This window comes from Nocardia sp. CA-119907, from assembly GCF_050955995.1.
Taxonomy (GTDB): Bacteria; Actinomycetota; Actinomycetes; order Mycobacteriales; family Mycobacteriaceae; genus Nocardia.
Genome location: NZ_CP192091.1, coordinates 1423404 through 1449982, shown reverse-complemented (window position 1 = coordinate 1449982; position 26579 = coordinate 1423404). Strand labels below are relative to the sequence as shown.

The 26579-nt window shown below is 65.8% G+C and carries 27 protein-coding genes; 16 read left to right on the top strand and 11 right to left on the bottom strand.

Going from position 1 to position 26579, the window contains the following annotated elements; translation table 11 throughout:
• The first annotated feature begins 23 nt into the window (after positions 1-23).
• Positions 24-626, top strand: coding sequence for a carboxymuconolactone decarboxylase family protein (locus tag ACQP2D_RS06580; protein WP_433682820.1), 603 nt, complete (start codon positions 24-26; stop codon positions 624-626).
• Here ACQP2D_RS06580 and ACQP2D_RS06575 read toward each other — a convergent pair.
• A complete protein-coding gene (locus ACQP2D_RS06575) occupies positions 599-2611 on the bottom strand; it encodes an ArnT family glycosyltransferase (RefSeq protein ID WP_433682819.1) in 2013 nt (670 codons plus the stop codon). The two genes, ACQP2D_RS06580 and ACQP2D_RS06575, sit on opposite strands and share 28 nt — an antisense overlap.
• Positions 2612-2806: 195 nt before the next feature.
• Between ACQP2D_RS06575 and ACQP2D_RS06570 the strand changes: the two genes are divergently transcribed.
• A complete protein-coding gene (locus ACQP2D_RS06570) occupies positions 2807-4108 on the top strand; it encodes a serine hydrolase domain-containing protein (RefSeq protein ID WP_433682818.1) in 1302 nt (433 codons plus the stop codon).
• A gap of 6 nt (positions 4109-4114) precedes the next feature.
• Here the strand turns inward: ACQP2D_RS06570 and ACQP2D_RS06565 are convergent, their stop codons facing one another.
• On the bottom strand, positions 4115-5326 hold the full coding sequence (locus tag ACQP2D_RS06565; protein WP_433682817.1) for a hypothetical protein: 1212 nt from the start codon (positions 5324-5326) through the stop codon (positions 4115-4117).
• 198 nt (positions 5327-5524) lie between these two features.
• On the opposite strand from ACQP2D_RS06565, the gene ACQP2D_RS06560 reads away from it, so the two are divergent.
• From ACQP2D_RS06560 to ACQP2D_RS06550, 3 genes are all read left to right on the top strand, one after another.
• Positions 5525-6466, top strand: a complete 942-nt coding sequence (locus ACQP2D_RS06560) for an esterase/lipase family protein (RefSeq protein WP_433682816.1) — start codon at positions 5525-5527, stop codon at positions 6464-6466.
• Between the two features lie 117 nt (positions 6467-6583).
• Positions 6584-7705, top strand: a complete 1122-nt coding sequence (locus ACQP2D_RS06555; RefSeq protein WP_433682815.1) for a metallophosphoesterase — start codon at positions 6584-6586, stop codon at positions 7703-7705.
• Between the two features lie 74 nt (positions 7706-7779).
• Complete coding sequence (locus ACQP2D_RS06550) at positions 7780-9045, top strand: permease (protein WP_433685553.1); 1266 nt, start codon at positions 7780-7782, stop codon at positions 9043-9045.
• Between the two features lie 184 nt (positions 9046-9229).
• Here ACQP2D_RS06550 and ACQP2D_RS06545 read toward each other — a convergent pair whose 3' ends face one another.
• Genes ACQP2D_RS06545 through ACQP2D_RS06535 form a run of 3 tightly spaced genes read right to left on the bottom strand, consistent with a single transcriptional unit; the run spans position 9230 to position 12140 of the window.
• Positions 9230-9649, bottom strand: coding sequence for a hypothetical protein (locus tag ACQP2D_RS06545; protein WP_433682814.1), 420 nt, complete (start codon positions 9647-9649; stop codon positions 9230-9232).
• A complete protein-coding gene (locus ACQP2D_RS06540) occupies positions 9646-11094 on the bottom strand; it encodes a pyridoxal phosphate-dependent aminotransferase (protein WP_433682813.1) in 1449 nt (482 codons plus the stop codon). Before ACQP2D_RS06540 ends, ACQP2D_RS06545 begins: the two co-directional genes overlap by 4 nt.
• Positions 11091-12140: a helix-turn-helix domain-containing protein gene (locus tag ACQP2D_RS06535; RefSeq protein WP_433682812.1), complete on the bottom strand. Its 1050-nt coding sequence runs from the start codon at positions 12138-12140 to the stop codon at positions 11091-11093. The genes ACQP2D_RS06540 and ACQP2D_RS06535 overlap by 4 nt, the downstream gene beginning before the upstream one ends.
• Positions 12141-12547: 407 nt before the next feature.
• Here ACQP2D_RS06535 and ACQP2D_RS06530 point away from each other — a divergent pair, with 407 nt between their 5' ends.
• Positions 12548-12880 (top strand): hypothetical protein, encoded by a 333-nt coding sequence (locus ACQP2D_RS06530; RefSeq protein WP_433682811.1) that lies wholly within the window; start codon positions 12548-12550, stop codon positions 12878-12880.
• Positions 12881-12966: 86 nt separating this feature from the next.
• Here ACQP2D_RS06530 and ACQP2D_RS06525 read toward each other — a convergent pair whose 3' ends face one another.
• Positions 12967-13425 carry a MerR family transcriptional regulator gene (locus ACQP2D_RS06525; protein WP_433682810.1) on the bottom strand — a complete coding sequence of 153 codons (459 nt, stop codon included), beginning with the start codon at positions 13423-13425 and terminating at the stop codon, positions 12967-12969.
• Positions 13426-13474: 49 nt separating this feature from the next.
• Between ACQP2D_RS06525 and ACQP2D_RS06520 the strand changes: the two genes are divergently transcribed.
• Complete coding sequence (locus tag ACQP2D_RS06520; RefSeq protein WP_433682809.1) at positions 13475-14425, top strand: alpha/beta hydrolase; 951 nt, start codon at positions 13475-13477, stop codon at positions 14423-14425.
• A gap of 9 nt (positions 14426-14434) precedes the next feature.
• Here ACQP2D_RS06520 and ACQP2D_RS06515 read toward each other — a convergent pair whose 3' ends face one another.
• Complete coding sequence (locus tag ACQP2D_RS06515) at positions 14435-15205, bottom strand: hypothetical protein (protein ID WP_433682808.1); 771 nt, start codon at positions 15203-15205, stop codon at positions 14435-14437.
• Positions 15206-15416: 211 nt separating this feature from the next.
• Between ACQP2D_RS06515 and ACQP2D_RS06510 the strand changes: the two genes are divergently transcribed.
• Entirely contained in the window at positions 15417-16136 is a 720-nt protein-coding gene (locus tag ACQP2D_RS06510; RefSeq protein WP_433682807.1) for a DsbA family oxidoreductase, read from the top strand.
• 14 nt (positions 16137-16150) lie between these two features.
• Here the strand turns inward: ACQP2D_RS06510 and ACQP2D_RS06505 are convergent, their stop codons facing one another.
• Positions 16151-16315, bottom strand: a complete 165-nt coding sequence (locus ACQP2D_RS06505) for a hypothetical protein (RefSeq protein ID WP_433682806.1) — start codon at positions 16313-16315, stop codon at positions 16151-16153.
• Between the two features lie 91 nt (positions 16316-16406).
• Here ACQP2D_RS06505 and ACQP2D_RS06500 point away from each other — a divergent pair, with 91 nt between their 5' ends.
• Positions 16407-16748 carry a hypothetical protein gene (locus ACQP2D_RS06500; RefSeq protein WP_433682805.1) on the top strand — a complete coding sequence of 114 codons (342 nt, stop codon included), beginning with the start codon at positions 16407-16409 and terminating at the stop codon, positions 16746-16748.
• Positions 16749-16755: 7 nt separating this feature from the next.
• On the opposite strand, the gene ACQP2D_RS06495 is transcribed toward ACQP2D_RS06500, so the two are convergent.
• Positions 16756-18090 carry an aspartate aminotransferase family protein gene (locus ACQP2D_RS06495; RefSeq protein WP_433682804.1) on the bottom strand — a complete coding sequence of 445 codons (1335 nt, stop codon included), beginning with the start codon at positions 18088-18090 and terminating at the stop codon, positions 16756-16758.
• A gap of 87 nt (positions 18091-18177) precedes the next feature.
• Between ACQP2D_RS06495 and ACQP2D_RS06490 the strand changes: the two genes are divergently transcribed.
• The 7 genes from ACQP2D_RS06490 (at position 18178) to ACQP2D_RS06460 (ending at position 23582) form a co-directional block, all read left to right on the top strand.
• Positions 18178-19137, top strand: coding sequence for a LysR family transcriptional regulator (locus ACQP2D_RS06490; RefSeq protein ID WP_433682803.1), 960 nt, complete (start codon positions 18178-18180; stop codon positions 19135-19137).
• A gap of 209 nt (positions 19138-19346) precedes the next feature.
• A complete protein-coding gene (locus ACQP2D_RS06485) occupies positions 19347-20984 on the top strand; it encodes an acyl-CoA carboxylase subunit beta (RefSeq protein ID WP_433682802.1) in 1638 nt (545 codons plus the stop codon).
• Between the two features lie 11 nt (positions 20985-20995).
• Positions 20996-21184 carry an acyl-CoA carboxylase subunit epsilon gene (locus tag ACQP2D_RS06480; RefSeq protein WP_433682801.1) on the top strand — a complete coding sequence of 63 codons (189 nt, stop codon included), beginning with the start codon at positions 20996-20998 and terminating at the stop codon, positions 21182-21184.
• A 326-nt stretch (positions 21185-21510) separates the two neighbouring features.
• Positions 21511-21918 (top strand): hypothetical protein, encoded by a 408-nt coding sequence (locus ACQP2D_RS06475; RefSeq protein WP_433682800.1) that lies wholly within the window; start codon positions 21511-21513, stop codon positions 21916-21918.
• A complete protein-coding gene (locus ACQP2D_RS06470; protein WP_433682799.1) occupies positions 21908-22732 on the top strand; it encodes a hypothetical protein in 825 nt (274 codons plus the stop codon). Before ACQP2D_RS06475 ends, ACQP2D_RS06470 begins: the two co-directional genes overlap by 11 nt.
• Positions 22729-23214 (top strand): roadblock/LC7 domain-containing protein, encoded by a 486-nt coding sequence (locus ACQP2D_RS06465; RefSeq protein WP_433682798.1) that lies wholly within the window; start codon positions 22729-22731, stop codon positions 23212-23214. The genes ACQP2D_RS06470 and ACQP2D_RS06465 overlap by 4 nt, the downstream gene beginning before the upstream one ends.
• Positions 23211-23582, top strand: coding sequence for a hypothetical protein (locus ACQP2D_RS06460; protein ID WP_433682797.1), 372 nt, complete (start codon positions 23211-23213; stop codon positions 23580-23582). The genes ACQP2D_RS06465 and ACQP2D_RS06460 overlap by 4 nt, the downstream gene beginning before the upstream one ends.
• Positions 23583-23665: 83 nt before the next feature.
• On the opposite strand, the gene ACQP2D_RS06455 is transcribed toward ACQP2D_RS06460, so the two are convergent.
• Positions 23666-24811, bottom strand: coding sequence for an esterase/lipase family protein (locus tag ACQP2D_RS06455; protein ID WP_433682796.1), 1146 nt, complete (start codon positions 24809-24811; stop codon positions 23666-23668).
• Between the two features lie 271 nt (positions 24812-25082).
• Complete coding sequence (locus ACQP2D_RS06450) at positions 25083-26567, bottom strand: long-chain-fatty-acid--CoA ligase (protein WP_433682795.1); 1485 nt, start codon at positions 26565-26567, stop codon at positions 25083-25085.
• Positions 26568-26579 lie beyond the last annotated feature (12 nt).

Genomic DNA, 26579 nt, shown 5'->3' with positions numbered 1-26579 from the left:
ACCAGTCTAACGAGGTTCGATCGATGACCACCGAATCCACACCCCGCATCGCCCCGCTGCGCCCGCCCTACGCACCCGATACCGACGCCCAACTGAAGAAGTGGATGCCACCGGAAGCCGCGGTCGAACCACTGGCGCTGTTCCGCACGCTGGCCCTGCACGACGAACTCTTCGCGCGCATGCGTCCGCTCGGCGCGGGAATTCTCGGCCACGGCCGAGTGCCGCCGCGCGACCGCGAGATCGTCATCCATCGCACCTGCGCCCGGGCGGGCGCCGAGTACGAATGGGGTGTGCACGCGGTGGTCCAGGGTCCGCAGGTCGGCCTGACCACCGCCCAGATCGACGCCGCCGCCGTCGGTCCGGCCGACGATCCGGCGTGGACCGCCGCGGACAGCGTGCTGGTGCGCATGGCCGATGAACTCCACGACACCGGGGATATCTCCGATGATGTCTGGACCCGGCTGGCCGACCGCTACGGCGCGGACCAGATCCTGGAACTGATCATCATCGCGGGCTGGTATCGCTTGCTCAGCACCGTGATCACCAGTGCCCGTATCGAATTCGAACCCTGGGCCCGGCGCTTTCCGGTGCGAAACCCTCAGCTCGGCGACACCGTCAGGTCGTAGACCGCGACATTGCCGATGTGGACCGCTTGATAATGCTCGGCCACCCAGTCGCCGATGTCCTTGTGGCCGACCGGCCGCCACAGCTCATCGTCGGGCTCCGCTGCCGGGGCATTGCCTTGATTCGGGACCCGCCAGGAATCGGGCAGCTTCACCTCCTGCGCGAGGTAATAGGTGACCTGATGGGTGCGCACCAGTTCCTGGAACTGGTGCAGCGTCGGCACCGGATCGTCGGAGGTGAAGCCGCCGATCGCGATAATCGGTGTGCGACTGGCCAATTCGAGGGTGGCCGCGGTCGAGGAGCGATCCACGGCGGCCGACCACCGCGTCGCCGTATCGCTGAGCATGCTCACCAATCGCGGCTCCGCGAAATCGCCGCTCATGAACCGGCGCATCTGCTGTTGGGCCTCGTTCTCGGGGCCGGGCTTCTGCTTGCGGCCCGGGCCGACCGTCGGACTGCCGCCAGTGTGCGACTGCGGCAGCGTCGTCACGGCATACGCCGTCGATCCGCCGAGACCGGCCAACACACCCGCGACCACCAGTACCGAGGTCACCCGATCGCGCGCCCGGCGACGCCCGGCCGCCGGAAGCGATGCGATGAGCAGACCGACGGCCGCGAGCACCGAGATCACGAGGATGGTCCACCGCAGCCAGGGCTGCCAGTCCGAATTCCGCTGTAGGACAATGAATGCCCAGATGCCGGCGGTCAGAATGAGTGCGGCGGAGCCGATTCGGCCGAATGCACCGTCGCGGCGACGCCACATTTCGTGTACCCCGAGCGCGAACATTCCCGCCACAGCGGGTCCGATCGCCAGGGTGTAGTAGGCGTGCATGCCGCCCTTCATGGTGGAGAAGGCGACGCCATCGATGATCAGCCACAGCCCGAAGGTCAGCGCCGCACCACGCACCAGATCGGTGCGCGGCGCCCGCCACCGTGCCGCGAGCACCAATCCGAAGGCGAGGATCGCCGCGGGCAGCAGCCAGGAGATCTCATAACCGATTTCGCCGGTGAACAATCGGTCCGGCCCCGAACCGAAGCCGCCGAAGCCCTGTCCCGGTCCGGCATTGTGCGGCATTTCGTAACCGGGTGGCAGCTCGAAGCGGTTGCCGCCCTTGTGGTTGCGGCCGAGGAAGCGCGCGAAGCCGTTATAGCCGAGCACCAGATCCATGAAGGTGTTGTTCGTCGAACCGGCCAGATACGGTCGCGAGGACTCCGGCCACAGCATGGTCAGCAGCACGAACCAGCCGGACGAGACGATCAACGCCCCGGCCGCGGCAAGCAGGTGCCACAGCCGGGTCCGCAGTGCGGTGGGCGCGACGATCAGATACGCAATGCCCAATGCGGGCAGCACCATCAGGCCCTCGAGCATCTTCGCCAGGAAGGCGAACCCCAGCGCGACGCCAGCCAGCATCAGCCAGCGCACACTCGCCTGCCGCAGCGCGCGGATGGTGCAGTACGCACCGGCCGTCATCAGCAGCACCATGACCGCGTCCGGATTGTTGAACCGGAACATCAGCGCCACCACCGGCGTCACCGCGAAGACGGCACCGGCGAGCAGTCCCGCGCCGCGGCTCGCGGTCGCCCGGGTCAGCGCCCCGTACATCAGCGCGACCGTCACGACCGCCATCAGTGCCTGCGGTATGAGCATGCTCGCGCTGCTGAAGCCGAACAGCTGACCGGAAAGTCCCATTACCCACTGCGATACCGGCGGCTTGTCGACCGTAATGAAGTTTTCCGGATCCAGCGAGCCGAACAGCACCGCCTTCCAGTCCCGCGAGCCCGACCAAGCCGCGGCGGCATAGAAGCCATTGCCCATGGCATTGACGGTGATATTCCACAGATAGGCGGCCGCCGTCGCGATCAGCAGGACCACCAGGCCGATAAGCTCCCACCGCCGGATGGGTGGCAGCGCCGTCGCCGAGACGGGCGGAGTCGGGTCGGGTGGGGTCGTGTCCGGCAGGGACGCCGGGGCACTGGTCACTGTCACCTGGGGAGTATCACAGCCGTACCGGTGGACCGCCTTGGCGTTTGCTGTCAGTCCGCTGTGAGCCTGCCCCTAACCCCTGTGACCATGGGATTTGGGGCGTTCGATGCCGTAACACGGGGCGATACCGCTCGATCTCACCACCGTAACCGTGGGTGCGTGGAGGGTCGAGTGCGTCGTCGTTCGAAGAGTGCTGTGGTGTCTGCGATCACCATGGCCATTGTGCTGTTGGCCGGTCTGTCGGGTGCGGTCGCCGATGCCGCGCCAGCGGAGCTGAAACATTGTGAACTCACCGATGGACGCACGCCGCAAACGGCGACGCCCGAAGAGGTGGGCCTCGATTCGCCCGTGCTACGCACGGCCATCGGCTTCGCCGCCGATCCGACACGCCGCAATATCCAGGTGTTCCGCAATAACTGTCTGATCGCGACCGGGCCGAACAACGCACAGACCGGCGGTGTGCCGTGGAATCTGTGGAGTGCGACCAAGAGCGTGGTCTCGCTGATCACCGGCATCGCTGTCGACGAGGGGCGGCTGCGGATCGATGATCCGATCGACGCCTATCTGCCGCCGGGCGTCGGCGATGCCGAGCACCGCGCGATCACCGTGCGCAATCTGCTCACCGAATCCTCGGGTCTCGAGGTCTCGGTACTCTCCGAGGGTGTCACAGGGCTGGCACAACTCGATCCGAATGTGGTGGCGCAGGCCATGGCGCGACCGGTCGAGCATCCGCAGGGCACGGTCTGGCGCTACAGCCAGCGCGCCGTCGACCTGATCGCCTATGTGGTACAGCGGGCGGTGGGCTCGGACTTCCAGGAGTATGCGCAGCGAAAGCTGTTCGACCCATTGGGCATCCGGAGCACCGACTACTACTGGGGCCGCGACCGCAGCGGAAACACCTATGGCTACGCCCATCTCGTGCTCCCTCCCGACGATTTCGTCAAGCTCGGCCTGCTGGTCGCCAATCGCGGGAACTGGCATGGCATCCAGGTCATTTCGGCCGACTACCTCGCGCAGGCGAGTCAACCGTCGCAGACCAGCCCGTGCTACGGCTTCCTCTTCGTCGTCAACGGACCCGAATGCGCCGCCGAATTCCCCGGTCTGCCCGCCGATGCCGTCAAGATGTCGGGCATGATGCGCCAGGACAGCTACATTGTGCCGAGCCTCGACCTGGTGGTCAGCTGGACCGGCGTCACCGTTCCGGGTGCTGCCGGGACCTTCCAGAACGACGCGCTGCGCGCCATCAATGCGGCCTTCCGGGAACCGCGGCTACCAGATCCGGGACCCTATGTGCCACAAGAGGGCGTGAGCCTGGACGATCCGATGATCACCAACCCCGACGCGGTCCTCGACGCCCTCGGCATCGGCCCCACCGCCTATCCGGGCTGCGGCCCGCTGCTCTGCCTCGGCAAGGCCCCGGCCGCACCGTTCGCGGATTGGCCATCCGGCTGCTTCATCCTCGGCTGCGTCGGCCCCGCCCCGACTCCCGGCATCCGCTGAACCCGTTCAGGTGGCCGGAATTTCGCGTTGGAACCAATCGAGAATCTGTGGGAGCGCGACGCGGGCAGTGGCGGAGTGGTCGATATCGCCGAGGTCGGTAAGAGTGGCGCGGTCGGTGCGCATCGCTTGCACGCAGTGTTCGGCATTGGCGTAGAGCACATTTCGGTCGCCGGTTGCGGCGTAGAGGTGCACCGGGACGCGTGGCGTCCAGTCGCAGGTACCGTCGCTGGCGGCCACCGCCGATTGCGAGGTTCCGGTCGGATGTTGGGCCTGGGCCAGGAATTTCGGTGTCAGCAGCAGTTCCGGGCGCGCGGGGAGGGCGTTGCCGATGGTGATCTCGTTCTGCTCTCCGTCGAAGAGTTGGTCGATGCGGTCGGCGATGGGTTCGGAGAATGCGTCGGCGGGCCGATCGTAGAGGTGGTAGATGCGGTTCATCGAGGTGATCCAGTAGGCCAGGTAGAAGACTGCGATCGCCGGGGGGACCCGTCCGTCGATGGCGCCGTGCGTCTCGACCTGCGCGACGTCGTAGGGACCGCTGATCGGCGCGAGCGCGGACAGGCCGAAGCCGGGGGCGTCACCGCCCTGTAGCGCCTTGCCCAGTGCCGTCGCGGCCTGTCCGCCCTGGGAGAAGCCGGTGACGAGGATGTCCGGGTCCAGATCGCGCTGCCGTTCGGCGGCCATGGTGCGGGCGGCGCGCAACAGGTCGACCGAGGCGCTGACCTCCGAGGGGGCGTGGGTGTAGGGATGAAAGCCCGGACCTTCGCCGAGTCCGAGGTAGTCCGGCGCGACGGCCGCGTAGCCCGCCGCGGCGAACATAATGGTGCGCGCACGTTCCGGGCGGGTCGTGCCATTGACCGAGGGCGCGTCACTCTTGAGCACCAGCGTGCCGTGCTCGTAGCTGACCACGCGCAGTCGCCGGGAATCGGTGCGCGGCAAGGCGATAAGTCCGCTCGCCGTTGTCGCGCCGCCCTCCGGGGTGATGGTGCGATAGACGACGCGGTAGGCGTCGACGCCATTGCGCACCGGCGTACCGATATTCGCATCGGCCAGATACGCCGTGGTCTGCTGGGGCGACAGCTGCTCGACCGGGGAGGTGGAGACCACCTCGCCGCGCGGTATCGCCGGGGCGGGTTTGTTATCGGAACCACAGGCGGTCAGCACCGAAACCAGCACTGCCGCGACGAACACTGCGATAGCCGAACGCGGCGTGCTGGGCATGAATTCGGATTCCTCTCCAACGGCCACACCGACCGACAGCGGTGCTCAACTCCATCGTGGCACCGCATTTCCGCGACTCGCCACGCTGGCAAACATGTTTGCCCTGAATTCGCTGTCATGTTATGAAGCAGGAGGTCGACAGCCATATCGGCCTCGATCACCGAGCCGATGGCGGGTTTCGTTTGCAGGTCCTGATTTGTGAGCGAAGGGAGCGTTGCGCTGTTCGCGAAGAGTTCGCCTGTTCGGCGATCGTTGATCCTGCCCGCTCTGCTCATCGGCGCATTCTCGGGCGTGATCACTACGGCGCACGCCGACGACAGCCCCCCGGATGGGAGCATGCCACCGGCCGGGGCCAATGATTGGGAGTGCCGACCGTCGGCGGCGCATCCGGAACCGGTGGTCCTGGTGCATGGCACCTGGGGTAATCAGAATTCCTGGGACGTGCTCGCACCGCAACTGAAAGCGGAAGGCTATTGCGTATTTTCGCTCAGCTACGGTCGTGCGGCCTCCAGTGTCCGCGGTGCGGAACCGGGCGTATACGGCACCGAGGACATTCGCAGTTCGGCCCGGGAAGTCGGCGGATTCGTCGACCTGGTGCGCGCGGCGACCGGTGTACCGAAGGTGGATATCGTCGCGCATTCGCAGGGCGGTCCGCTGGTGCGGCAATTCCTGCGCTTCGAGGGCGGCGCGAACCATCGCGATCCCGCGCAGAACAAGGTGGACCATCTGATCACCATTGCCGCGACCAATCACGGCACCACCGCGGAGGGGCTCGGTTACCTACTACCGACCGGCAGCGCACAGGCGCCCGTCCTCGACCTCGTCACCCAATATCTCGGCACGGCCGCGCTACAACAACTGATCGACAGTGAATTCCTGCACAGCCTCAATGCCGGGGGCGATACCGAACCCGGCATCAAATACACGGTGATCGCCAGCCATCTCGACCGGGTCGTCACCCCGCCCGAGGCCACCTTTCTCACCGCTGGTCTCGGTGCCACGGTCGACAATATCTGGGTGCAGGATCTGTGCCCGGACGATGACTTCAACCATGGCGCGCTGCCGGAATCGCCCACCGTTGGCTTTGTCGTGCAGAAAGCACTCGATCCGTCCTATATCGGACGACCCTGCCCGGACTGACGTGCGCGGATGGTCGTCGCCGACGCGGTTGCGTTAACGCTGTTATCGTCGATAGCGCCCATGGCGCCGGGTGGTGGGACCGGGCGCTGCACCGCACCCCGCGAGAAATGATCTTCCGTGAAATACGTTCCGCGCATCGCGCTGTTTCTGGCGATTCCCGCCATATTGTTCCTGCTGCCGTGGTGGACCTTGATCGGTGCCGCGACCGAGGGCCCGCTGTTCTGGTTCGGCTCGGCGGTTTTCCTGGCCGGATTCGTATGTTTGCCCGCCTCGATGTTTCTCGGCCATGGACCGCGGCAGTCGGATCCGGCGTCCATTGTGGGCGACACGCTGCTCGGCGTGATGTGGGTATTGTTCAGCTGGTCGGTGATCGGCAATATCGTCGGGCTCGGATTGGCGCTCGGCGGGATGGATGATCCGGCCCGCTCCAGAATTGTCGCCGCCGGCGTACTGGCGATCGCGGCCGCGCTGACGGTATGGGGGGTGATCGAAGCGCGCCGGGTGCCTCGGGTCCGCACCCTCGATATCGCGATCCGTGGGCTCGGCCCCGCGCTCGACGGACTGCGCATGGTGGTCATCACCGACACCCACTACGCCGCGCTCGACCGGTTGCGCTGGTCGGAGCAGGTGGTCGACGTCGTCAATGCCCAGCAGCCCGATATCGCCTGCCACGCAGGCGATCTCGCGGATGGTTCGGTGGCGAAGCGGCATCCGCAGGTCGACCCGCTCGGCAAGATCGAGGCCCCGCTCGGCCGGTTCTACATCACCGGCAACCACGAATACTTCGGCGACGCGCCGGGCTGGATCGACCATATGACCTCGATCGGCTGGCAGCCGCTGCACAACCAGCACGAGACGATCACCCGCGGCGATGATCGGCTGGTGCTGGCCGGTATCGACGATCCCACCGGCGTCGGCCTGCCCGGCCACGGCCCCGACCTGCCCGCCGCGCTCGCGGGCGCGGATCCGGACGCACCGGTCGTCCTGTTGGCCCACCAACCCAGGCAGGTCACCGAGGCCGCCGCCGCCGGTGTCGCCCTGCAGATCTCCGGCCACACCCACGGCGGCCAGATCTGGCCGTTCCACTATCTGGTCCGCCTCGAACAACCCGTCGTGGCCGGTCTGTCCCGGCACGGCGACACCCAGCTCTACACCAGCCGCGGTACCGGTTTCTGGGGTCCACAGCTGCGCGTCTTCGCACCCAGCGAAATCACCGTCCTCGTATTGCGTAGCGCCTGAGCGGATTCGGCCGGCGGGGCGTACGACTCGGCCCGCCGACCCGAGCGGCGGCTTGACCATTACCCAGTGGGGGTATAGCTTGCCGCGCAGGGCGGTCGAGCGGTCGCCCGGATCCCCACCGAGACGAGGTTGTGGTGAACGCTATCGGGCATGCGCTGTCGCTGGCCGGGTCGATGACCTGGGAGATCCTCTGGGCGTTGATCCTCGGCTTCGCGCTCTCGGCCGTGGTGCAGGCGGTGGTGCGCAAGTCGACCATCCTGCGGCTGATGGGCGATGATCGCCCGCGCACCCTCGCCATCGCGGCCGGGCTGGGCGCGGCCTCGTCGTCGTGTTCGTATGCGGCGGTGGCATTGGCGCGTTCACTGTTCCGCAAGGGCGCGAATTTCACCGCGGCAATGGCCTTCGAGATCGGTTCGACCAATCTCGTCATCGAACTCGGCGTCATTCTCGCGCTGCTGATGGGCTGGCAGTTCACCGCGGCCGAATTCGTTGGCGGTCCGATTATGATCGTGCTGCTCGCGGTGCTGTTCCGCCTCTTCGTGCGGTCCAAGCTGGTCGACGAGGCCCGTCGGCAAGCCGACCGCGGTCTCGCCGGATCGATGGAAGGCCATGCCGCCATGGATATGTCGGTAGCGGCCGACGGCTCCTTCGCGCACCGGCTGCTGTCACGATCGGGGCTGACCGCGGTCTCACATGGATTCGTCATGGAATGGGCCGCGATCCTGCGCGACCTCGTCCTCGGTCTGCTCATCGCGGGTGCGATCGGCGCATGGGTGCCGGAGACGTTCTGGCAGAACTTCTTCCTCACCGATCATCCACTGCTGTCGGCCATTTGGGGACCGATCGTCGGACCGCTGGTGGCAATCCTGTCGTTCGTCTGCTCGATCGGCAATGTGCCGCTGGCCGCGGTGCTGTGGAATGGCGGCATCAGCTTCGGCGGTGTGATCGCCTTCATCTACGCCGACCTGCTGATCTTGCCGATCCTGAATATCTACCGCAAGTACTACGGCACCCGGATGATGCTGACCCTGCTCGGCACCTTCTATGCCGCAATGGTCGGCGCGGGATACCTGGTCGAAATACTTTTCGGCACAGCCGATCTCATTCCGAAAGAACGCAATGCCATGGTGATGACGGAAGGAATCAGGTGGAACTACACCACCTGGCTCAATATCGCCTTCCTCATTCTCGCCGCACTGCTGGTCACGATTTTCCTACGCACCGGCGGAATTCCGATGCTGCGCATGATGGGTGGTTCACCCGACGCCGAGCACGATCACACTCGGCAAGAGCACACCGGTCACGACCATGACCATGGATCACCGCACGTCGGAATGTAATCCGTTCGTGGTAACCGAAACCAACCGCGTGACAGCGCCTTCCGTGGCGAGTTCAGCCACTGGCAAATGCCTATCGCATCGAGCCTTCCCCTGGTCGGGGACGCCGCGCACGTCACCCCCGCCGCTGACCGCGTTCAGCGCTAACTACTATGCCCACAGTGCCACGCTGAAAAACCTCTATCTACTAGGGCTTTTCACCCATGGTCTTCAGCAGGGCGGTGGTGGCGGCGCTGTATGCGGTGCTCGCCTCCAGCGGAACGGTTTCGTAGCCGATGGATTCGATGCCGCGGGCACGCAATCCCGCGATCACATCATGACGATGCAGAGGGTCCTGGAACCCGATCAAGACTGTACCGGGGCGCACCGAATCCAGTGGATACGTTGGAGGTTTCACCCACACCACAATGTCGGAGCGCGCGAAAACCTCCGCACGCTCGGCTACCCGCGCGCCGGACGCGCGGTAGTCCGCATCACCGAACCCGATCGACCGGCCCGCATCGCGCTCCACGATGACATCCACACGCGCGAGCCCGCGCACATCGTCGGGGATCAGCGCGACGCGTCGCTCATCGACCGCCGTCTCGCGGAGCACTCCGATAATCATTGTGCGACAGCGTTTTCCAGCACTGGCAGACCACGCTCGGCCAGTACCTTGGGATAGGTCAGCCCCTCCCGGATCTGCTGGATCAACCGTTCGAGCCGCTCGAAGACCTCATCGACCAGATCGGCCGACTCGCGGCCCGGCGCCTTGCGCGGCGCCAGTACATTGAATCGCACGCCGAGTCGCTCGGATCCGGTCCGGTCCAGCGCGACGGTGTCGATCCCGGCACCGGCGAGCAGCAGATCCTCCAGCTCCGCGCTGGTCGCGACACACGCCCGGCCGAGGAGCGCGTCGTCGAAGACCACGGTCAGGAACATACCCTGCCGACTGCCCAGTGGCCGTACGACTTTCGCACCGAATCGAGCATTGATGGCGGCAATGCGGCCATGCGCTCGGTCGAGTTGTTCGAGCATGCGCACGCGATTGTGCGCGAAGTAGTCCGCTGGCGTGTGCTCGACGATGGCTCGCGCCAGATGGGTGGACTCGCGCTGGAAGGAAATGGTGAGCCGCTCCCGAACCTCGGCAAGCCATTCGGCATTGCCCGAGCACGCCGCGCCCAATTTGCACGGCCCGAAAGCGTTGTAGCCCTTCGAGTTCCCCGTGATGGTCAGCACCTGGTCGTACAGCCGCCGCACGCCCTCGGCGGTGGGGATCTCCAGTGCGGCGATCGGAATGTGCTGCGCCACCATGCAGTCGAAGGCCATATCGCAGATCACCGGCACTCCATGTGCCACCAGCACGCGGCCGATCGCCAGCAGCTCCTCGGCCGAATACTCGGTGAATACCGGATTTCCGGGCAGGGTGAGCAGCACCCCGCACAGTTCGCCACGCTCGGCGAAGTAGCCGAGGCAGGATGCCAGCAGCTCCGGATCGATCTTGAAGGAGTCGTCCGGTGCGACCGGGCATGCCTGCATCCGCAGACCGTACTTCTCCACGTGGATGCCCGAACTCTTGTACAGGCCTTCCGGATACACAATGACACCACCGGGACGAGCAAGCGTCGCGACCGCCTCCTCGAGCAGCATGGTGCTCGAGTACGCGCAGACGATGACCTCCTCGGGCGATACCCGCACTCCGCGCACCCCGGCGACCGGCTCGGACAACCGCCCGAACAGCTTGTGCGCCGCCAACTCGCGCAGTATCAGCGGTTGCCGCTTGTGATACAGCGCGCCGTCGGTGTACTCATCGGGCCGCTCGGTGTGCAGCAGCTCGCGCCAGGCCAGATCCAGTGCGGCGACGGCGCTTTCGGCCAATGCGAGACCGGTCTCGCCGTGATAGGCGTCGATGACATCCGAATACATCCGGTCGCCCGCACCCGCGAACTGTGGCCGGGCGCCCAGGTGTCGACGCACTTCCCGCTTGCGCACCTCCGAGCGGTTGGCGCGGGCCGCGAGACTCGGCGCCGGGTGCTGCCATGGCAGCCCATTAACGGCAGCCTGCCGAGTCACGGCACCTCACCTTCGACGGGCGACTCCCCCGGCGCGGCCATCTCGCGCCAACTCTGTTCCAGCGCCGCGCGAAACACCCTGCGGCAGTCGCCATCGGCCAGGCGTTCGAAACCGGCCAGCGCGGGTGCGGCGACGAGATCGTTGACGACGATGCCCGAACCGGCGAGTTTGAGTTCGTAGAGGCGCTCGAACCGGCGCACCGCGAACGCGACATCGTGCTTCAAGGCCGAGAACCGGGTCGCGACGCGCGCCTGTCGGGAATAGTCGTATTCACCTACGGCGACGTACTTTTCGTCCACTACGAGCATGCTCTGCGCATTACGCGCGTGCTCGCGCTTGACCAGCACACTCTCCACTCCGGAACGCGCCTGTTTCCATAGTTTGTCGTCATAGGGCCATACGTCGTCGATCGTGTCGAGGACATACATGCGTCTCACATCGATTCGGGGCGGATGGGTATTGTCGGCCAGCCGCAGGATCGCGGCGTGATAGTCATCGCCGACATCGCCGCCGATGGTGCCGAGGTCGGCGGTGTGGATCGCGCGAACGGACTGCTTGGCCTGTTCGAGGATCATCAACCAGTCACTGACGGTATTCCATTCCCACACCGTCGCGCTGCGCGAGGGGATCTGCGCCAAGATCTCCTCGGCCCGCTCCAACTGCCGATCCGCGATCATGCGCAGCGGTTCGATCTCCTCGCGCGCACCTGTCGCATCGATCAGGCTGCCCGCGATGCCGATTGCCCGCTCGACCAGTTCAGGGTCCTTGCCGAGCAGCACATTGAATCGCATGCGCAGATCGTGGTACGCGCCGCCAGCGAGATCATCGGCGACACCGTCGGCGGTCGGCAATTCCTGGCCGAGCGCGAGGCTCAGACGTTCACGCAGCGGTAGCGGCGGCACCCGGGTGCCGTTCTCGATCTGCTGGATCAGACTGCGCGAACAACCCGCCTTGGCCGCGAGTGCGGCCTGGGTGAACCCGCGTTCGGTGCGGAGCCGACGGACCAGATCTCCTACCTGCTCACCGTCCGGCCCTGAGCCAGCCATGCCGCGCCTCCATCCTGCGCTCGGATCCTAATGCTCACGATGTGTCATCCGTCGTCATCATAGTCACGTTACGATGCCGGCCGCCGATTCGAGCAGTGGATGTTTCCTGGACGATCGCTGGAAACCGTACGCGCGGGCGGATATTGCGTATAGCAGCGCCGGTATCGTCGGTGCAATTTCATTCGCAATGGCATGACGCCACTCAACCTCGCCCGCATAGAACACATTTCGGACATTCTTCACTCAATATGCTTAACTCTAAGCAATATTGACTGAAAGATATCATCGGATAACATCTATGCTTAGTTGACATCCCGAAGTGGCGATCCATAGCATTGTCGTCAGCGCCACATGTGATTCGGAACCGCTTCCGGGACAGGTGGTTTCGATCGACCAAGGGAGGGGTCATGACGCTCGAACCGACCGACTGGTTGATCACCAGTGACATCACCCCCGAGACCGCCCACTACACCGGCGACGGCTGGATCCTCAGCTGGCTGCCGGGCCGACTGCTCACCCGTGAGCAGGCCATTACCGGCATGGTGCTCGACGAGACCCTGAGCGATCCGGATCCCGATGATTACCTGCTGGCCATGGAAATCGCGGCCATGCGCGCCGCCGATCTCGGCCTCGAACTGGCCCGAGCGGTCGTGCTGCTGCACGCCCGCATCCTCGAACGCGACCGGCGTCAGTCCGGCGCCAACTGCCGCATCGCGGTACCGACCACACCGGCCGCGTAACGGCAGTTGGCGCCGCGGAGGGGTCGGCGCCACCTGACGTCGCGCCGACACAGGGTCCGGCGAGTACCACTCGCCGGACCCTGTTCTCATCCGCGAGAAGCCGAAAGTGCCTGGTGGAGGCTGGCTTTCGACCCGACCCCGCGGCTGGCCAGGGCCGGTTCGGATCGGGTGTCGCCGAAGGTCTGCTTGAAGTCGGGACACTCGACCAACGGTCGATGCGTGCAGGTGGCGGCGTGGCGGAGGCTGTCGCGCATGCGGGTGAGGCGGGCGATATCGGCATCCAGCTCCATGGCCTTCGCGGCCATATAGCCGCGCAGCTCGGTGTCCGCGGGCGTGGCAACGAGAAATCGCGCGATCTGCGCGAGCGTGAAACCCGCTGCGCGAGCGCAGGATACGAGCGCCAACCGGTCGAGCACCTCGGGGCGGTAGGTGCGCCGCAGACCGTTTCGGCCCGCGGATTCGATGAGACCGCGCTTCTCGTAGTACCGCAGTGCCGACGCCGCCAACCCAGATCGCGCGGCCACTTCTCCGATATCGAGCTCCATCGCATCTACTCCTTGACTTGAAGTCGACTTCAAGTCAGACGATAGACGCATGAGCGAAACAAAAGAAGAGCAAATCTCCTTGGATCCCCAGGTTCAGGCCTATTTGGACCGTCTCGCCCGCGCCGATTTCGGCTCGGTGCACACCTTCACCCCGGAGCAGGCGCGCGAAGGGTGGCGCCGGCAGATCGCCCTACTCGGCGAACCGGAACCCATCGCCCAGGTCGAGGACCGGACGATCCCGAGCGCGGACGGACCGATACCGATCCGCGTCTACACCCCGGAGGGTGACGGCCCCTTCCCGGCATTGGTGTTCTTCCACGGCGGCGGCTTCATGCTCGGCGATCTGGACACCCACGACGGCCTGTGCCGCAGTCTGGCCAATGGCGCCGAATGCGTCGTGGTGTCCGTCGACTATCCACGGGCGCCCGAACACAAGTTTCCCGCGGCACCCGATGCGTGCTTAGGCGCGACCCAGTGGGTCGCCGAACGGGCGGCGAGCATCGGTGTCGATGCCACCCGGATCGCCGTCGGCGGCGATAGCGCCGGGGGAAATCTGGCGGCCGTCGTCGCGCGGATGGCACGCGACAGCGGTCCGGCACTGGTCTTCCAACTGCTGATCTATCCCGATCTCGACTTCCGCAGAACGAATTTCAGCATCCGCGAGTACGCGGGCAAGTACGGCAATATCAGTCGCGATGCCCAGTCGTGGTTCATGGACAACTACCTGAACAGCGATGCGGAGAAACTCGACCCGAGGGTCTCCCCACTGCTGGCCACCGACCTGGCCGACCTCCCCGCGGCGCTCATCATCACCGCCGAATACGACGCGCTGCGCGATGAGGGCGAACAGTACGGTGAGCGGCTCGACGAGGCCGGAGTCCCGGTCATTGTCACCCGCTATCCGGGGATGATCCACGAATTCGTCCGGCACCCCTTCGACGCCAGCCAGCGAGCCCGACTCGATGCCGCGACCGCGCTGCGGAAGGCATTCACTCGGTAGCGAATTGCGTCATGGGGTGATGTCGCGGTTCGATTGTGCTCGCGAAATGACAATGGGCATCCGCCACGACAGACGGACCGGATTGTCGGCCGCGCGACGCACGAGCAGCCATTGGCCGACAGCCGCCATAGTCGATCCGAGCGAGGTCACTACCGCGAGAAATCCCCAGTGCGTGAGCCCGGCGGATGCGTAGTTGGAGGTACCGGTGCCCGGGATGACGAGCTTGCCTCTACCGGTAGCCCAGTTGACTATCTGTCCGATGCTGCCGCCCAGGTCATAGGTCCGACCGGTCATGGCCTTGAGTTCAGCGCCTTTGCTATTGAGGTAGATCAGAGTCAGGATCACGAAAAGTGCGGCACACGCCAGGGAAAACGTCGTCAGGCGGGCGAGAATCTCGTTGCGAAGGCGGATGTTCAGCACGATGGCGCAGAGCGCGACGATGATGGCGGCGCTGGCGAGGATGGCCCAAAGGCCGGTGAGCGGCGGGGTTTTGGGCTTCGCTTGCGACCAGACGTTCAGGTAATTGGTGGTTATTTCGAGCCGGCCGAAGGCGTTGGCGGCGACCGTGCCGTCGGGTCCCTGTGCGGTGATCCACGACTGGAACAGCAGGATAAGGGTCGCCATGCTGCCGATCGCGGCGACTATGTAGCCCCAATAACATCGGAACGGTCTCAGCTGCGCCCGGAGCTCAGCCAGCTCCGCGGCGCGGCTTTGCATCGGTCTCACCGGAGCGGTCGCGCGTCGAGATGCGATGGCTCTGGAGGAGTTCGGCTGCTCCATGAGCTCAGCTTAGGTGTCGAAGAACACTGAGACTCGGCGCGAACTCACCTCCAGTGGGAACCTCGGTCGGCGGTGACCACCGCCGTTCGACTATGGCATCGGAGTCATCGATGCGATCGTTGGCACCTGGCAGGCGTCGGTGACCCGCTGACCGGGAACAGATCCAGTAGCCGAGGTGTTGCCAAACCCGGGGGTTCGAATGAGAGCGAGGATGACCGTGCGGGTCGAGATCTGGACCGATATCAATTGCCCCTTCTGCTACCTGGGCAAGCAGCGGTTCGAGCAGGCGTTGGCCGACTTCCCGCACCGCGCCGAGGTCGAGGTGGTGCACCGCTCGTTCGAATTGGATCCGACCTTGCCCGCCGATGAATCCGGTCCGGTCATCGCGAAGATCGCCCGCAAATACGGCATCAGCGAGGCGCAGGCGGCGGCCAATGAGCGCGGCATCGGCGCGCAGGCGGCCGCGATCGGACTGCCCTATCTGACCGAAGGCCGTGACTACGGCAACTCCTTCGATATGCACCGGCTACTGCATTTCGCGCTGGCCGAGGGCAAGCAGGACGAGCTGCTCGATGCCCTCTACCGTGCGAATTTCGCCGAAGAGCAGTCGCTGTTCGCCGATCACGAGCGCCTGGTGCGGATCGCCGTCGCGGCCGGATTCGATGAATCGGCGGTGCGCGCCGTGCTCGCCGACCCGCATGCCTACGCCGATGCGGTACGCGCCGACGAGCGGGAGGCCGCACAACTCGGGGCGACCGGCGTTCCGTTCTTCGTCTTCGATCGCAAATACGGCGTCTCGGGTGCCCAGCCGTCCGAGATGTTCACCCAAGTGCTGGACAAGGCCTGGGCGGATCGCGAACCCGTTATCGCGACGATCGGCGGGGCCGAGGTCTGCGGTCCGGACGGATGTGCGCTGCCCGCGCGCGATTGAGCTGCGGGACAGCGCTATTCACTCGGTGTGTCCGTGGTCGAGGGCGCGATGGGTCCGAGGCGCACGACACCCGCGTCGAAGTCGATCTCGACGCGCGGCCGGTGCGTCTGACCATCGCTGTCCTCGCTCCCCTCATCGGTCAGCTTCTGCCCCGGGAACAGTTCACCGATAACGCCCACGTCTCCACGATAGTCCGCGCCATGATTCGCGCCGTCCCACAGCAACCGTGAGCGACGTGCCATCGAGGTGACGCCCCCTACACTGGGCCGCATGCCTGTGCAACGGATGCTCGCTCTGTCCGCGTTCGCCCTGCTCACGCCCCTCGCAGCGGCGGCGTGCTCATCCTCGGGGCCCGGCTACAAGTCCGAGTGCGAGGTCAGCGGTTGCACGGTCACCTTCACCCGCGGCGTCAATGCCAAGGCCACTGTGCTCGGCATCGATGCCGAACTCGTCGCGGTGAACGGCAACACGGTCACGCTGAAGGTGGGCGGCCAAGAGGTCAGCATCCCGGCCGGGCAGACCCAACCCGCCGACGGTCTCCGCGCGACGGTGCAGGAGATCACCGATGACAAGGTCGTGGTCCGGCTCACCACCGGCGTCAACGCCAGCTGATCCGGTATCAGCCCTGAGCGACGACGTCACCGATCGCCGTGTCGAGGATGGACAGGCCGAGAGCGAGTTCGTCCTCGGTGGCGGTCAGTGGCGGGGCGATGCGGAAGACGCCGCCCATGCCGGGGAGCTGGACGATATTCATGTGCAGGCCGAGCTCCAGGCAGCGGCGGGTGACGAGCGCTCCGAGTTCATCGGAGCCCTCCTTGGTTTCGCGATCGAGGACGAGTTCCAGTCCGACGAGTAGGCCACGCCCTCGGATATCGCCGACGACGCTGTGCCGCTGGCCGATTCGCTCGAGACCACCCCGCAGGTACGCACCGAGTGCGGCGGCACGCTCGGCGAGACCGTCGCGGATGAGCACATCCAGCACCGTATTACCGACCGCGGCGACCAGCGGGTCCGATACGTGGGTGGTGAAGAAGAGGAAGCCACGCTCGTGTGCCCGCCGCTCGATCTCGGCGCTGGTGATCACCGCCGCGAGCGGCAGTCCCGCGCCGAGCGTCTTGGACAGGGTGAGGATGTCGGGCACCACGCCGTCGCGCTCGAAGGCGTACCAGGATCCGGTGCGGCACAGGCCGGTCTGCGCCTCGTCGAGGATGAGCAGCATGCCGCGTTCGCGACACTTGTCCCGCAGCGCGGCGAAATAGCCCGGCGGCGGTTCGACGACGCCGCCGGAGCTGAGGATCGGTTCGACCAGGCAGGCGGCCAGGCTGCCGACCGACTGGGCATCGATCAGGGCGAAGGCGAAATCGAGTTGGCGACGCCAGCCGAGTTCGCCATCGGCCGTGGTGAAGTCGGGGCGATAGGAATTGGGTACCGGGATGGCGAAATTGCCCGGTGCGGCGGGCCCGTAGCCCCTGCGGCCCGCGCTGTAGGTGGCACTGGCGGCCGCCTGGGTCATACCGTGCCAGGAGCGGGCGAACGAGACGATCTCGTGTTTTCCGGTGACCAGCTTGGCCATTCGGATCGCGGCCTCATTCGACTCGGCTCCGGTGGTCAGCAGCAGAACCTTCGCGAGCGGTTCGGGCAGGGTCTCGGCCAAGCGGCGGGCGAGGTCGACGACCGGGCGGCTGAGCATACCGCTGAACAGATGGTCCAGCTCACCGATCTGGCGGCGCACGGTGGCGACGATATCCGGATGTCTGTGTCCGAGAATCGAACTCATCTGACCCGAGGTGAAATCCAGTATCTCCCTGCCGCTTTCGGTGTACAGAAAACTGCCCTCGGCGCGGGCGATGATCTCGCGGGTGAACTCGCCCGTGCCCGCGTAGCGCACGAGATGGCGGTCGACGTCGCCCCAGAAGTCGTCGGTGGACAGTGATGCGGAGGTGGGAGCAGCCATATCTGCGACGGTAAGGCGGGTCCGAGCATCACGTCCATCTCACAATTCCGGCCGTGCTGTTCGGCCGAGCCGCACAACAATGGAGACATGCTGAACCCCTGGCGGCTGCGCCTACTCAGCCAGCTCGACTCCCTCGGCACCGTCCGCGCGGTCGCGCAGGCGGCCAACCTCAGCGCGTCCAGCGTGTCGCAGCAACTCGCCGTGCTCGAGGCCGAAACCAAGACCCGGCTGCTGGAACGCACGGGCCGCCGGGTCCGGCTCACCCCCGCCGGGCTGATGCTGGCCCGCCGAGCCAGGGCGATCCTCGATCAAATGGACGGCGTCGAGGCCGAACTGCGCAGCCTCGGTGACGAACCGGTCGGACAGGTACGGCTCGGCGCGTTCCAGAGCGCCATCCACTCGCTGTGTGTGCCCGCGGTGACTCAGCTGGCGCATACGCATCCGAACCTCGATATCGAACTGGTCGAGCTGGAACCGCATGCGAGCATGCCGGCACTGCGGGTCGGTGATGCCGACATCATCATTACGACAACCGATTTCGTCGAACATCCGCTCGGCGCGGATGTCGATATCGTGCCGCTGGCCACCGACCCGATCGTGCTCGTGCTACCACCCGGCCGGGCCGCCCGCGGCCCCGCCGACCTCGCCGCCTACGCAAACGAACCGTGGGCCTTCGATATGCCGAAGTCCTATATGGCGAACCTGGCGACTCGACTCTGCCGCGAATCAGGTTTCGAACCGCGCGTGGTGTGCCGCTTCAGCAACTACATGATGACGCTGCAACATGTCGAAGCCGGACTCTCGATCGCCCTGCTGCCCGGTCTGGCCGTCGACCCGCGCTATCGCGTCACCACCCGGGAACTCGCCACCCCCGTCACCCGCACGATCACCGCCGTCATCCGCCGCGGCGCGCCCCCGCGCGCCGCTGTCAACCTCGTGCTCGAGGCCCTGCGCCGGTTCCGTGATCTCCCGATCGCGGACCCGCGTCTCGGGGATAGTCGCCGGATCCTCGCTCCAGCACCGCGATCGCATGCCGGCCCCGGGTGAGCACATCGTCGACGAAGTCTGGCCGAACCCCGCGCGAGGGAACGGCCGGACCACTACCGGCTACGGTCATGCCGCGATTGATCGCGCTGGCCCTGCAGAGTCTCGCCCGGCCCTGAATTTCGACCTCGGTCGATCGGCGCAGCAAACATTTCGGCGCCCGATGGCGATTATCAAATGCACAAGCCGCACCGACCAGGCGAGAGCAGCTGATGATCCCCGAACGACCGCAGGCCGACAACGACGCACCGGACGCCGACCCCGCTTCAGCACCGAGCATCGATCCGATGCCCGGTCCGGCCTCGATGCGCGCTCACGTCGCCGAACTCGTCGAACGCAAACGTGCCGCCGCGATCGGACCCGATCCGGCGGCCACCGAACGCCAGCACGCGCGCGGTAAGCGGACCGCCCATGAGCGGATCGAGATGCTGCTCGATCCGGGTTCCTTCGTCGAAATCGAGGGCCTGCGCACGCACCAGGCCACCGGCTTCGGCATGGACCGCAAACACCCACCCGGTGACGGTGTCGTCACCGGGTGGGGCACCGTCGAGGGACGCCGAGTCTTCGTCTACGCGCACGACTTCCGGATCTTCGGCGGATCACTCGGCGAGGCGCACGCGCACAAGATCCACAAGGTGATGGATCTGGCCGCCACGGCGGGCGCGCCGCTGGTCAGCCTCAATGACGGTGCGGGCGCGCGCATCCAGGAGGGGGTGACCGCGCTGGCCGGATACGGCGGTATCTTCCTGCGCAATACCCGCGCATCTGGCGTCATCCCGCAGATCAGTGTGATGCTCGGACCGTGTGCGGGCGGTGCCGCCTACAGTCCGGCGCTGACCGATTTCGTCTTCATGGTGCGCGGCACCGCCCAGATGTTCATCACCGGACCCGAGGTGGTTACCGCGGTGACCGGCGAGACCATCACTATGGAGGACCTCGGCGGTGCCGACGTGCACGCGCAGACCTCCGGGGTCGCGCATTTCCTGTACGACGACGAGGCGAACTGCCTGCACGACGTGCGATTCCTGTTATCGCTGCTGCCGTCGAACAATCGCGAACAGCCACCGGTGCACGCCAGTACCGATCCGGCCGACCGGCGCGGCGAATCGCTCTACGACCTGGTGCCGACCGATAGCAACCGGCCCTACGACATGCGCGCGGTGATCGAGGAAATCGTCGACGACGGCGTGCTATTCGAGGTGCACGAGCACTGGGCGGCCAATATCGTCTGCGCGCTGGCGCGCTTGGACGGACGGGTGGTCGGGATCGTGGCCAACCAGCCCAGCGTCCTGGCCGGTGTGCTCGATATCGAAGCATCGGAGAAGGCGGCCCGATTCGTGCAACTGTGCGATGCCTTCAATATCCCGATCGTCACGCTGGTGGACGTGCCCGGCTTCCTGCCCGGCGTCGCACAGGAGCACGAGGGCATCATCCGGCACGGCGCGAAGTTGTTATACGCGTACTGCAATGCCACCGTCACCCGGATCTCGGTGGTGCTGCGCAAGGCGTACGGCGGCGCGTACATCGTCATGGACTCGCGCTCGATCGGCGCCGACCTGGCACTGGCCTGGCCGACCAATGAGATCGCGGTCATGGGTGCCGAGGGCGCGGCGAATGTCATTTTCCGGCGCGAGATCGCGGCCGCCGACGATCCCGACGCCGCCCGCCGTCAGAAGATCAAGGAATACCGCACCGAATTGATCCATCCGTACTACGCGGCCGAACGCGGTCTCGTCGACGACGTCATCGACCCCGCCGATACCCGCCCCGCACTGATCGCCGCACTGGCCGTGCTCAGCAGCAAGCACGCCGATCTCCCGATGCGCAAGCACGGCAATCCACCGCAGTAGGAGCAGCCCGGATGACCACCTTCCTGAAAATCGAGCGCGGCAACCCGACCGATGAGGAACTTGCCGCTCTGACCACCGTCCTGCTGTCCGTCATCGCCGGAGCCAGCCGCCCCACCCCCGCGTCCGGCCCGGCATCGGTGCAGTGGCTACGCCCCGAACGCCGCCCCGCCTTCGTGGTCCCGCACAGCTGGGCCGCCTGATCCCGGAAGATTCGCCAGCTGATAGCCGTGCTGGATATACCCGTTTGCTGATCGGAATGCCGGAGTCGCGCGATCCGGGCGCCCCATCGCCTTCTGGCATCGAAAGCGATTAATACCGAATGGTATTCGATCATCCAGTGTCGAAAGCCTCTGATTTCGAATCAGATTCACGTTGGGTGGCCTGTTGGATACCGAAAGGTATTGATACCGAAGGGTATTCTTAGCGCCGCATCCGGGGGAAATGCACCCATCGCCCAAATTTGCGCGGAATTCACCTTCCGTCACCCGTCCACACTGTGTAGCGTCGGGTTCGCTGGAATCCCCGAATGACAGGCCGGGCCGCGGTGATCGGAATCGACGACTGCTTGAAACACATCATGGACATTCCCGGTGCGCGCAGCGTGACGATGGTGGACGGCGCGAGCGGTCTGGCGATCGCCGCAGCGGGCAGGCACGACCTCGTCGACGAACATGAGGACGCAGCGACCACCACCGACGTGGTCCGCGCCGTACTCGGCTGCCCAGCACTGGCGACCGGCCGCGATGACGACCTCACCGAGATCATCGCCTGCGGCACCCGCGGCTATCACCTCTTGAATCTGGTGAACGGCGACTTCGACGGTCGGCTTTTCGTCCATGTGCTGTTCGATGACGACACCGGAAATCTGGCCATCGCGAGATTCCGGCTCCGAGCAATTCTCGCCGAATTGGCCGAGGGCGCACATGGGCGTTGACGTCGCGGCCGAACTGCGGCGATTGGAAGAGGAAAGAAGTACCGGAGTGTTGTGCGCGGGCGACGGCGCATTTCATCTCGCGGATGGTGCGATAACCGCCGCCGACTGTCTGCGCACAACCAATCTGGACCTACTCGTCGTCGCAGCGGGGGTGGCGACCACGGAGGAATTACGAAGGGCCGCGGCCGGGGATCCACACGGTGTGCTGACCCGGCCACGGCTGGAAACCCTGGCATTGCTGTCGGTCTTCGACGCCGCCTACTTCCTGCTCGCCACACCCGTCGTTCCCGAATTCCGACCGGCGCCGCCGCACTGGCTGGCCTCGGTCTGCCATATCCCGCCGCGGGTACTGCTGCACGAATGCGCGCGGCGGGGTGATCCGGAGGCCGAACCATGGCCCGCCGATCTGGTCGACCGCGCCCCCGTGGTGCCGGTGCGACGGGTCCGCCGCCGACGCGTCGCACTCACCGGCGGCCAGACCGAGGTGATCGCCGCCGCCGATGGTCGGCGCAGCGTGGCCGGGATCGCCCGCGACCTCGGCCGCACCAGCTACGGCGCGCTGGTCGCGGTGCGCGAGCTGACCGCGGCGGGGCTGATCGAGCCGCCCGACCTGGTGCCGGTCCCGGCCGGATGGTCGCCACCGATAGCGCACGCGGCGACCGCCGTCGCGGTCACCGAGCCGCGGCAGTTCCTGCCGCGCCGGGTGCGCCAGCCGGTATCGGCCCCGGCCCCGGGCCCGGCCCCCGACAGCTGGGAGCCCGTCGACCGCGACCTGCTCATCCGTCTCCGTGCGGCGTTGGAGGAGCTTGCGTGACCGCGCGGAAGAAACTGCTCGGCGAACTGATGGGAAGGTTTACGAAGGTGGCGATGACCGGACCCGAACCGAATGCGGTGGTGCTGGCGGAGCTGAAGGCGCTACGCGATCGCCTGCCCCGCGTGACCGGCTCACTGGTCGCCTCCAGCGACGGACTGCTCGTCGCGCACGATCTGCCACCCGATATCGAGCCGACCAGAATGGCCGCGCTGGCGTCGGCGCAGCTGTCGCTGTCGTACCAGCTGGCCGCCACCGCGCACGGCGGCGGATTCCATGAGGTCGTGGTGCACGGCTCCGGCGGACACGTGGTGATCTACGCCGCGGGCTGGTCCTCGCTGATGGTGCTCGCCGGACCCGAGGTGAATGTCGGCCGCCTGCATCTGGAGTCGCGCCCGGTGGCCCGCGCCATCGCCGATCACCTGACCGCCACCGACTCCGGAAAAGACCGGACCCAGAAAACCGATCGAAAGGAACGAGTATGACAAATATGGATCTGGCGCTGAAGGACATGATGGGAATCGATGGCGCGATCGGCGCCGCCGTCGTCGATTACGGCAGCGGCATGGCGCTCGGCATGCTCGGCAGTTCCAAGAGCCTGGACCTCCAGATCGCCGCGGCGGGCAATACCGAGGTGGTGCGGGCCAAGCTGCGGACCATCGAGCAACTCCAGCTCAAGGACGATATCGAGGATGTTCTCATCACGCTGAGCGGCCAGTACCACATCATTCGCCCGATGACCGGCCGCAAGTCCAAGGGCCTGTTCCTCTATATCGCACTGGACCGCGGCCGGGCGAACCTCGCGTTGGCGCGACACCGCCTCAAGGGCATCGAAGAGGATCTCGAGGTGTGACGTTGCCGCACACCACCTTTCAACGGCAGGCGGCGCGGCAGCTGCCGCGCCGCCTCCGCGTCCGGGGCGAATCGCATCGCGGGCTAGAGCTTTCCGCCGCCGCCGATCATCCAGGGATTGAAGGTGCATGCCAGATTCGGCGCGGCATCCGGGTCGAGTGCGTGCAATGCGATCGAGGCCGACCGCGGCGAATACATGATCGTCAGATGGTCGGACATATCCTGGACGCAGCCGTCCTGGAGCGTGATGTTGTGCACCGTGGCATCCGGGCCGGCCTGCAGGAATGTCCACTCGAAGGGGTTCGATACCTCATCGTGGCTGGTGCCGACGGCCGTATATTCGATGCCGGGAACGGTGTCACCGTGTTCGCTCAGCGTGGCGTAGAACCGTGAACCCACGGCCTGCTGAATATTGGCGACGCCGATGATCGGTTCGTAGAAGCCGAGAATGTTCACGCCGAGATTGGTGATCAACCGGCCCAGTGTCGCCATTCCCATCAGGGAGGTGCCGTGATTGGTGGCGCCGAAGCTGATCACCTTGCCGACCTTGTCTGCGCCGCCCTCGAATTTGAGGTACTGGCTCGATACCGGTCCGCCCTGGGAATGCGCCACAATATCGACCCGATCCGAACCGGTGGCGGTGCGCACTCGATCGATGAATTCGCCCAATTGCCGCGCGGAATCCTCCATCGGCCCGACACCGTAGCGGCCCGGCAGTATGGGACCGATGCCGCCGCCCTCCAGCAGATTCGATCGACCGTAGTTGAAGGCGAAGACGCAGTATCCGGCCCGCGCGAGCTGCGGCGACAGGTACGCGAAGGTGTCATAGGCGTTGAGCCAGGTGCCGTGCACCAGTACGACCGGCCGCGGATGTGCCGCGGACGGGGTGCAGTCGGCCCGGTTCGCACCGGGTGGGGCGGCATCCGGATGGGTCAGGCCGTAACCGAAGGCCGCCAGATAGGCGGATACTTCGGGGCCTTCGCCGACGGCGGCGGTGGCGTGGCTGCGCGCGGCGGATCCGGAGCTGCTGCCGGTGTCGACGATCGCCTTCGGCTGGTCGCCATTGGCCGCGGGCCGCAAGCCAGCATCGAGATAATCGGTGAGTTCCTGCTGGGTGAACTGCGGAGCCGAATCCGCGGCCGATACGCCGACGCCGAAATTCATGGCGAGCGCGGCAACGCCCGAAACAATGGCTGCCGCGAGCATTCTTCGGCCAATTCTGTGCTTCATTGCAAAACCTTTCCTGCCGCTTCGTGATCAAATCGTAATAAAGCGGCCAATTCATCATCACTGCCCGATCTGTCGATGTCACTGCGCTCTCGGAACAAGAAGCCGGTCGACAGACTGTCGCGGAAAACTATAAATAGGAGAGATTTGGGCAGTGCCAAAAGATTTCGCGATCACAAAATCACGAACGGTCGAACCGCTCGGCACATATCGAATTATGTGGCGCCGGGAATTCTCACCTCACAGCGGTTGGACATAATGCGCGGGACGGTCCTCAGCTGAACCGCTTTTTGAGCTCTCGCTTGAGGACCTTATGGCTGGGACCGAGCGGAAGTTCGGTGACGAATTCGACGCGCCGCGGATACTTGTGCTTGGCCAAGTGCGCACGCCCGTAGGCGATCACCGCTTCGGCGGTCACCGGCCGCGCGGGCACGACGACGGCGCAGACCTCTTCACCATAGGTGTCGTGCGGCAAACCGATGACCGCGACCGCGGCAATATCCGGATGCCGCAGCAGCGCCTCTTCGACCTCGGTCGGGTACACATTGAACCCGCCGCGGATGATCATGTCCTTGATCCGGTCGACGAGCGTCAGGTAGCCGTCGGCATCCTTGACCCCCAGGTCAGCCGTGCGAAACCAGCCGTCGACCACGGCGGCGGCCGTGGCCTCGGGCTTCCCGAGATACCCGTTGAAGACGTTGTGGCCGCGAATGACCACCTCGCCGAGTTCACCGGTGGGCAGCAGCGTAATCCGTTGCGATTCGGACGGATCGGCGATCTCCACCTCGACACCCCAGACCGAATGTCCGACCGTACCCGGCCGCGGACCGAAATCGGGCTGGTTCACCGCCGCCGTCGGCGAGGTCTCCGACAGCCCATAGCCTTCCAGGACCGGCGTACCGAAGACCTCCTCGAACGCCTCCAGCACCGGCTGCGGCAGCGATACACCACCCGAGATGCACAGCCGCAGTCGCGGCGGTTCCGCCAACTCGCGAGCGGCGGCGATCAGCCCGACATACATCGTCGGCACGCCGTGAAATGTATTGACGCCCTTGGCCTTCATCAGCCGTAGCGCCTCGGCCGCGTCGAATCGGGGCAACAGCACGAGGGCCGCTCCGGCACGCCAGGTGGCGTTCATCGAGACGGTCTGACCGAAGACGTGGAACAGCGGCAGCGCGCCGAGCGCGACATCATCGCTGCGCACATCGTTGGCGTCGAAGGCATTCACCGTCGCGTTCATCACCATATTCAGGTGACTCAGCTCGGCACCCTTCGGCCGACCGGTCGTCCCACTCGTATAGAACACCACCGCTGGATCGTCGGGGCGCCGCGTCACGAAGGTCGCAATGGGTTGTCCGGCAAGGGAATCCGGTTCGACACACGGTATCCGCACCGCCTCCGCGGCGGTCCCGCCCACCTCCGCGAACCACGGATGGCACACCAGCAGGCGAGCATCGCTGTCGCGCAGCACGTGTTCGGCCTCACCCGCCGTCAGCAGCAGATGCACCGGAACCGCCACCGCCCCGGCGGCGAGAATCGCGTAGTAGGCGGCCGGAAAGTCGGCGGTATTGGGGCACATGAGCGCGACGCGGTCGCCGGGGCGCACACCCAGCTCGATCAGGGCCGCGGCCTGACGCCGCGCCCGTTCCCACAGTTCGGCGAAGGTGATCCGCGCCGTGCCCTCGATCAGCGCGATCCGGTCCGGTCGCCGTCTCGCTTGTTCGGCCAGGATGCTCGCCAGGGACAGTGTCGCGTTCATAACGCCCGCCCG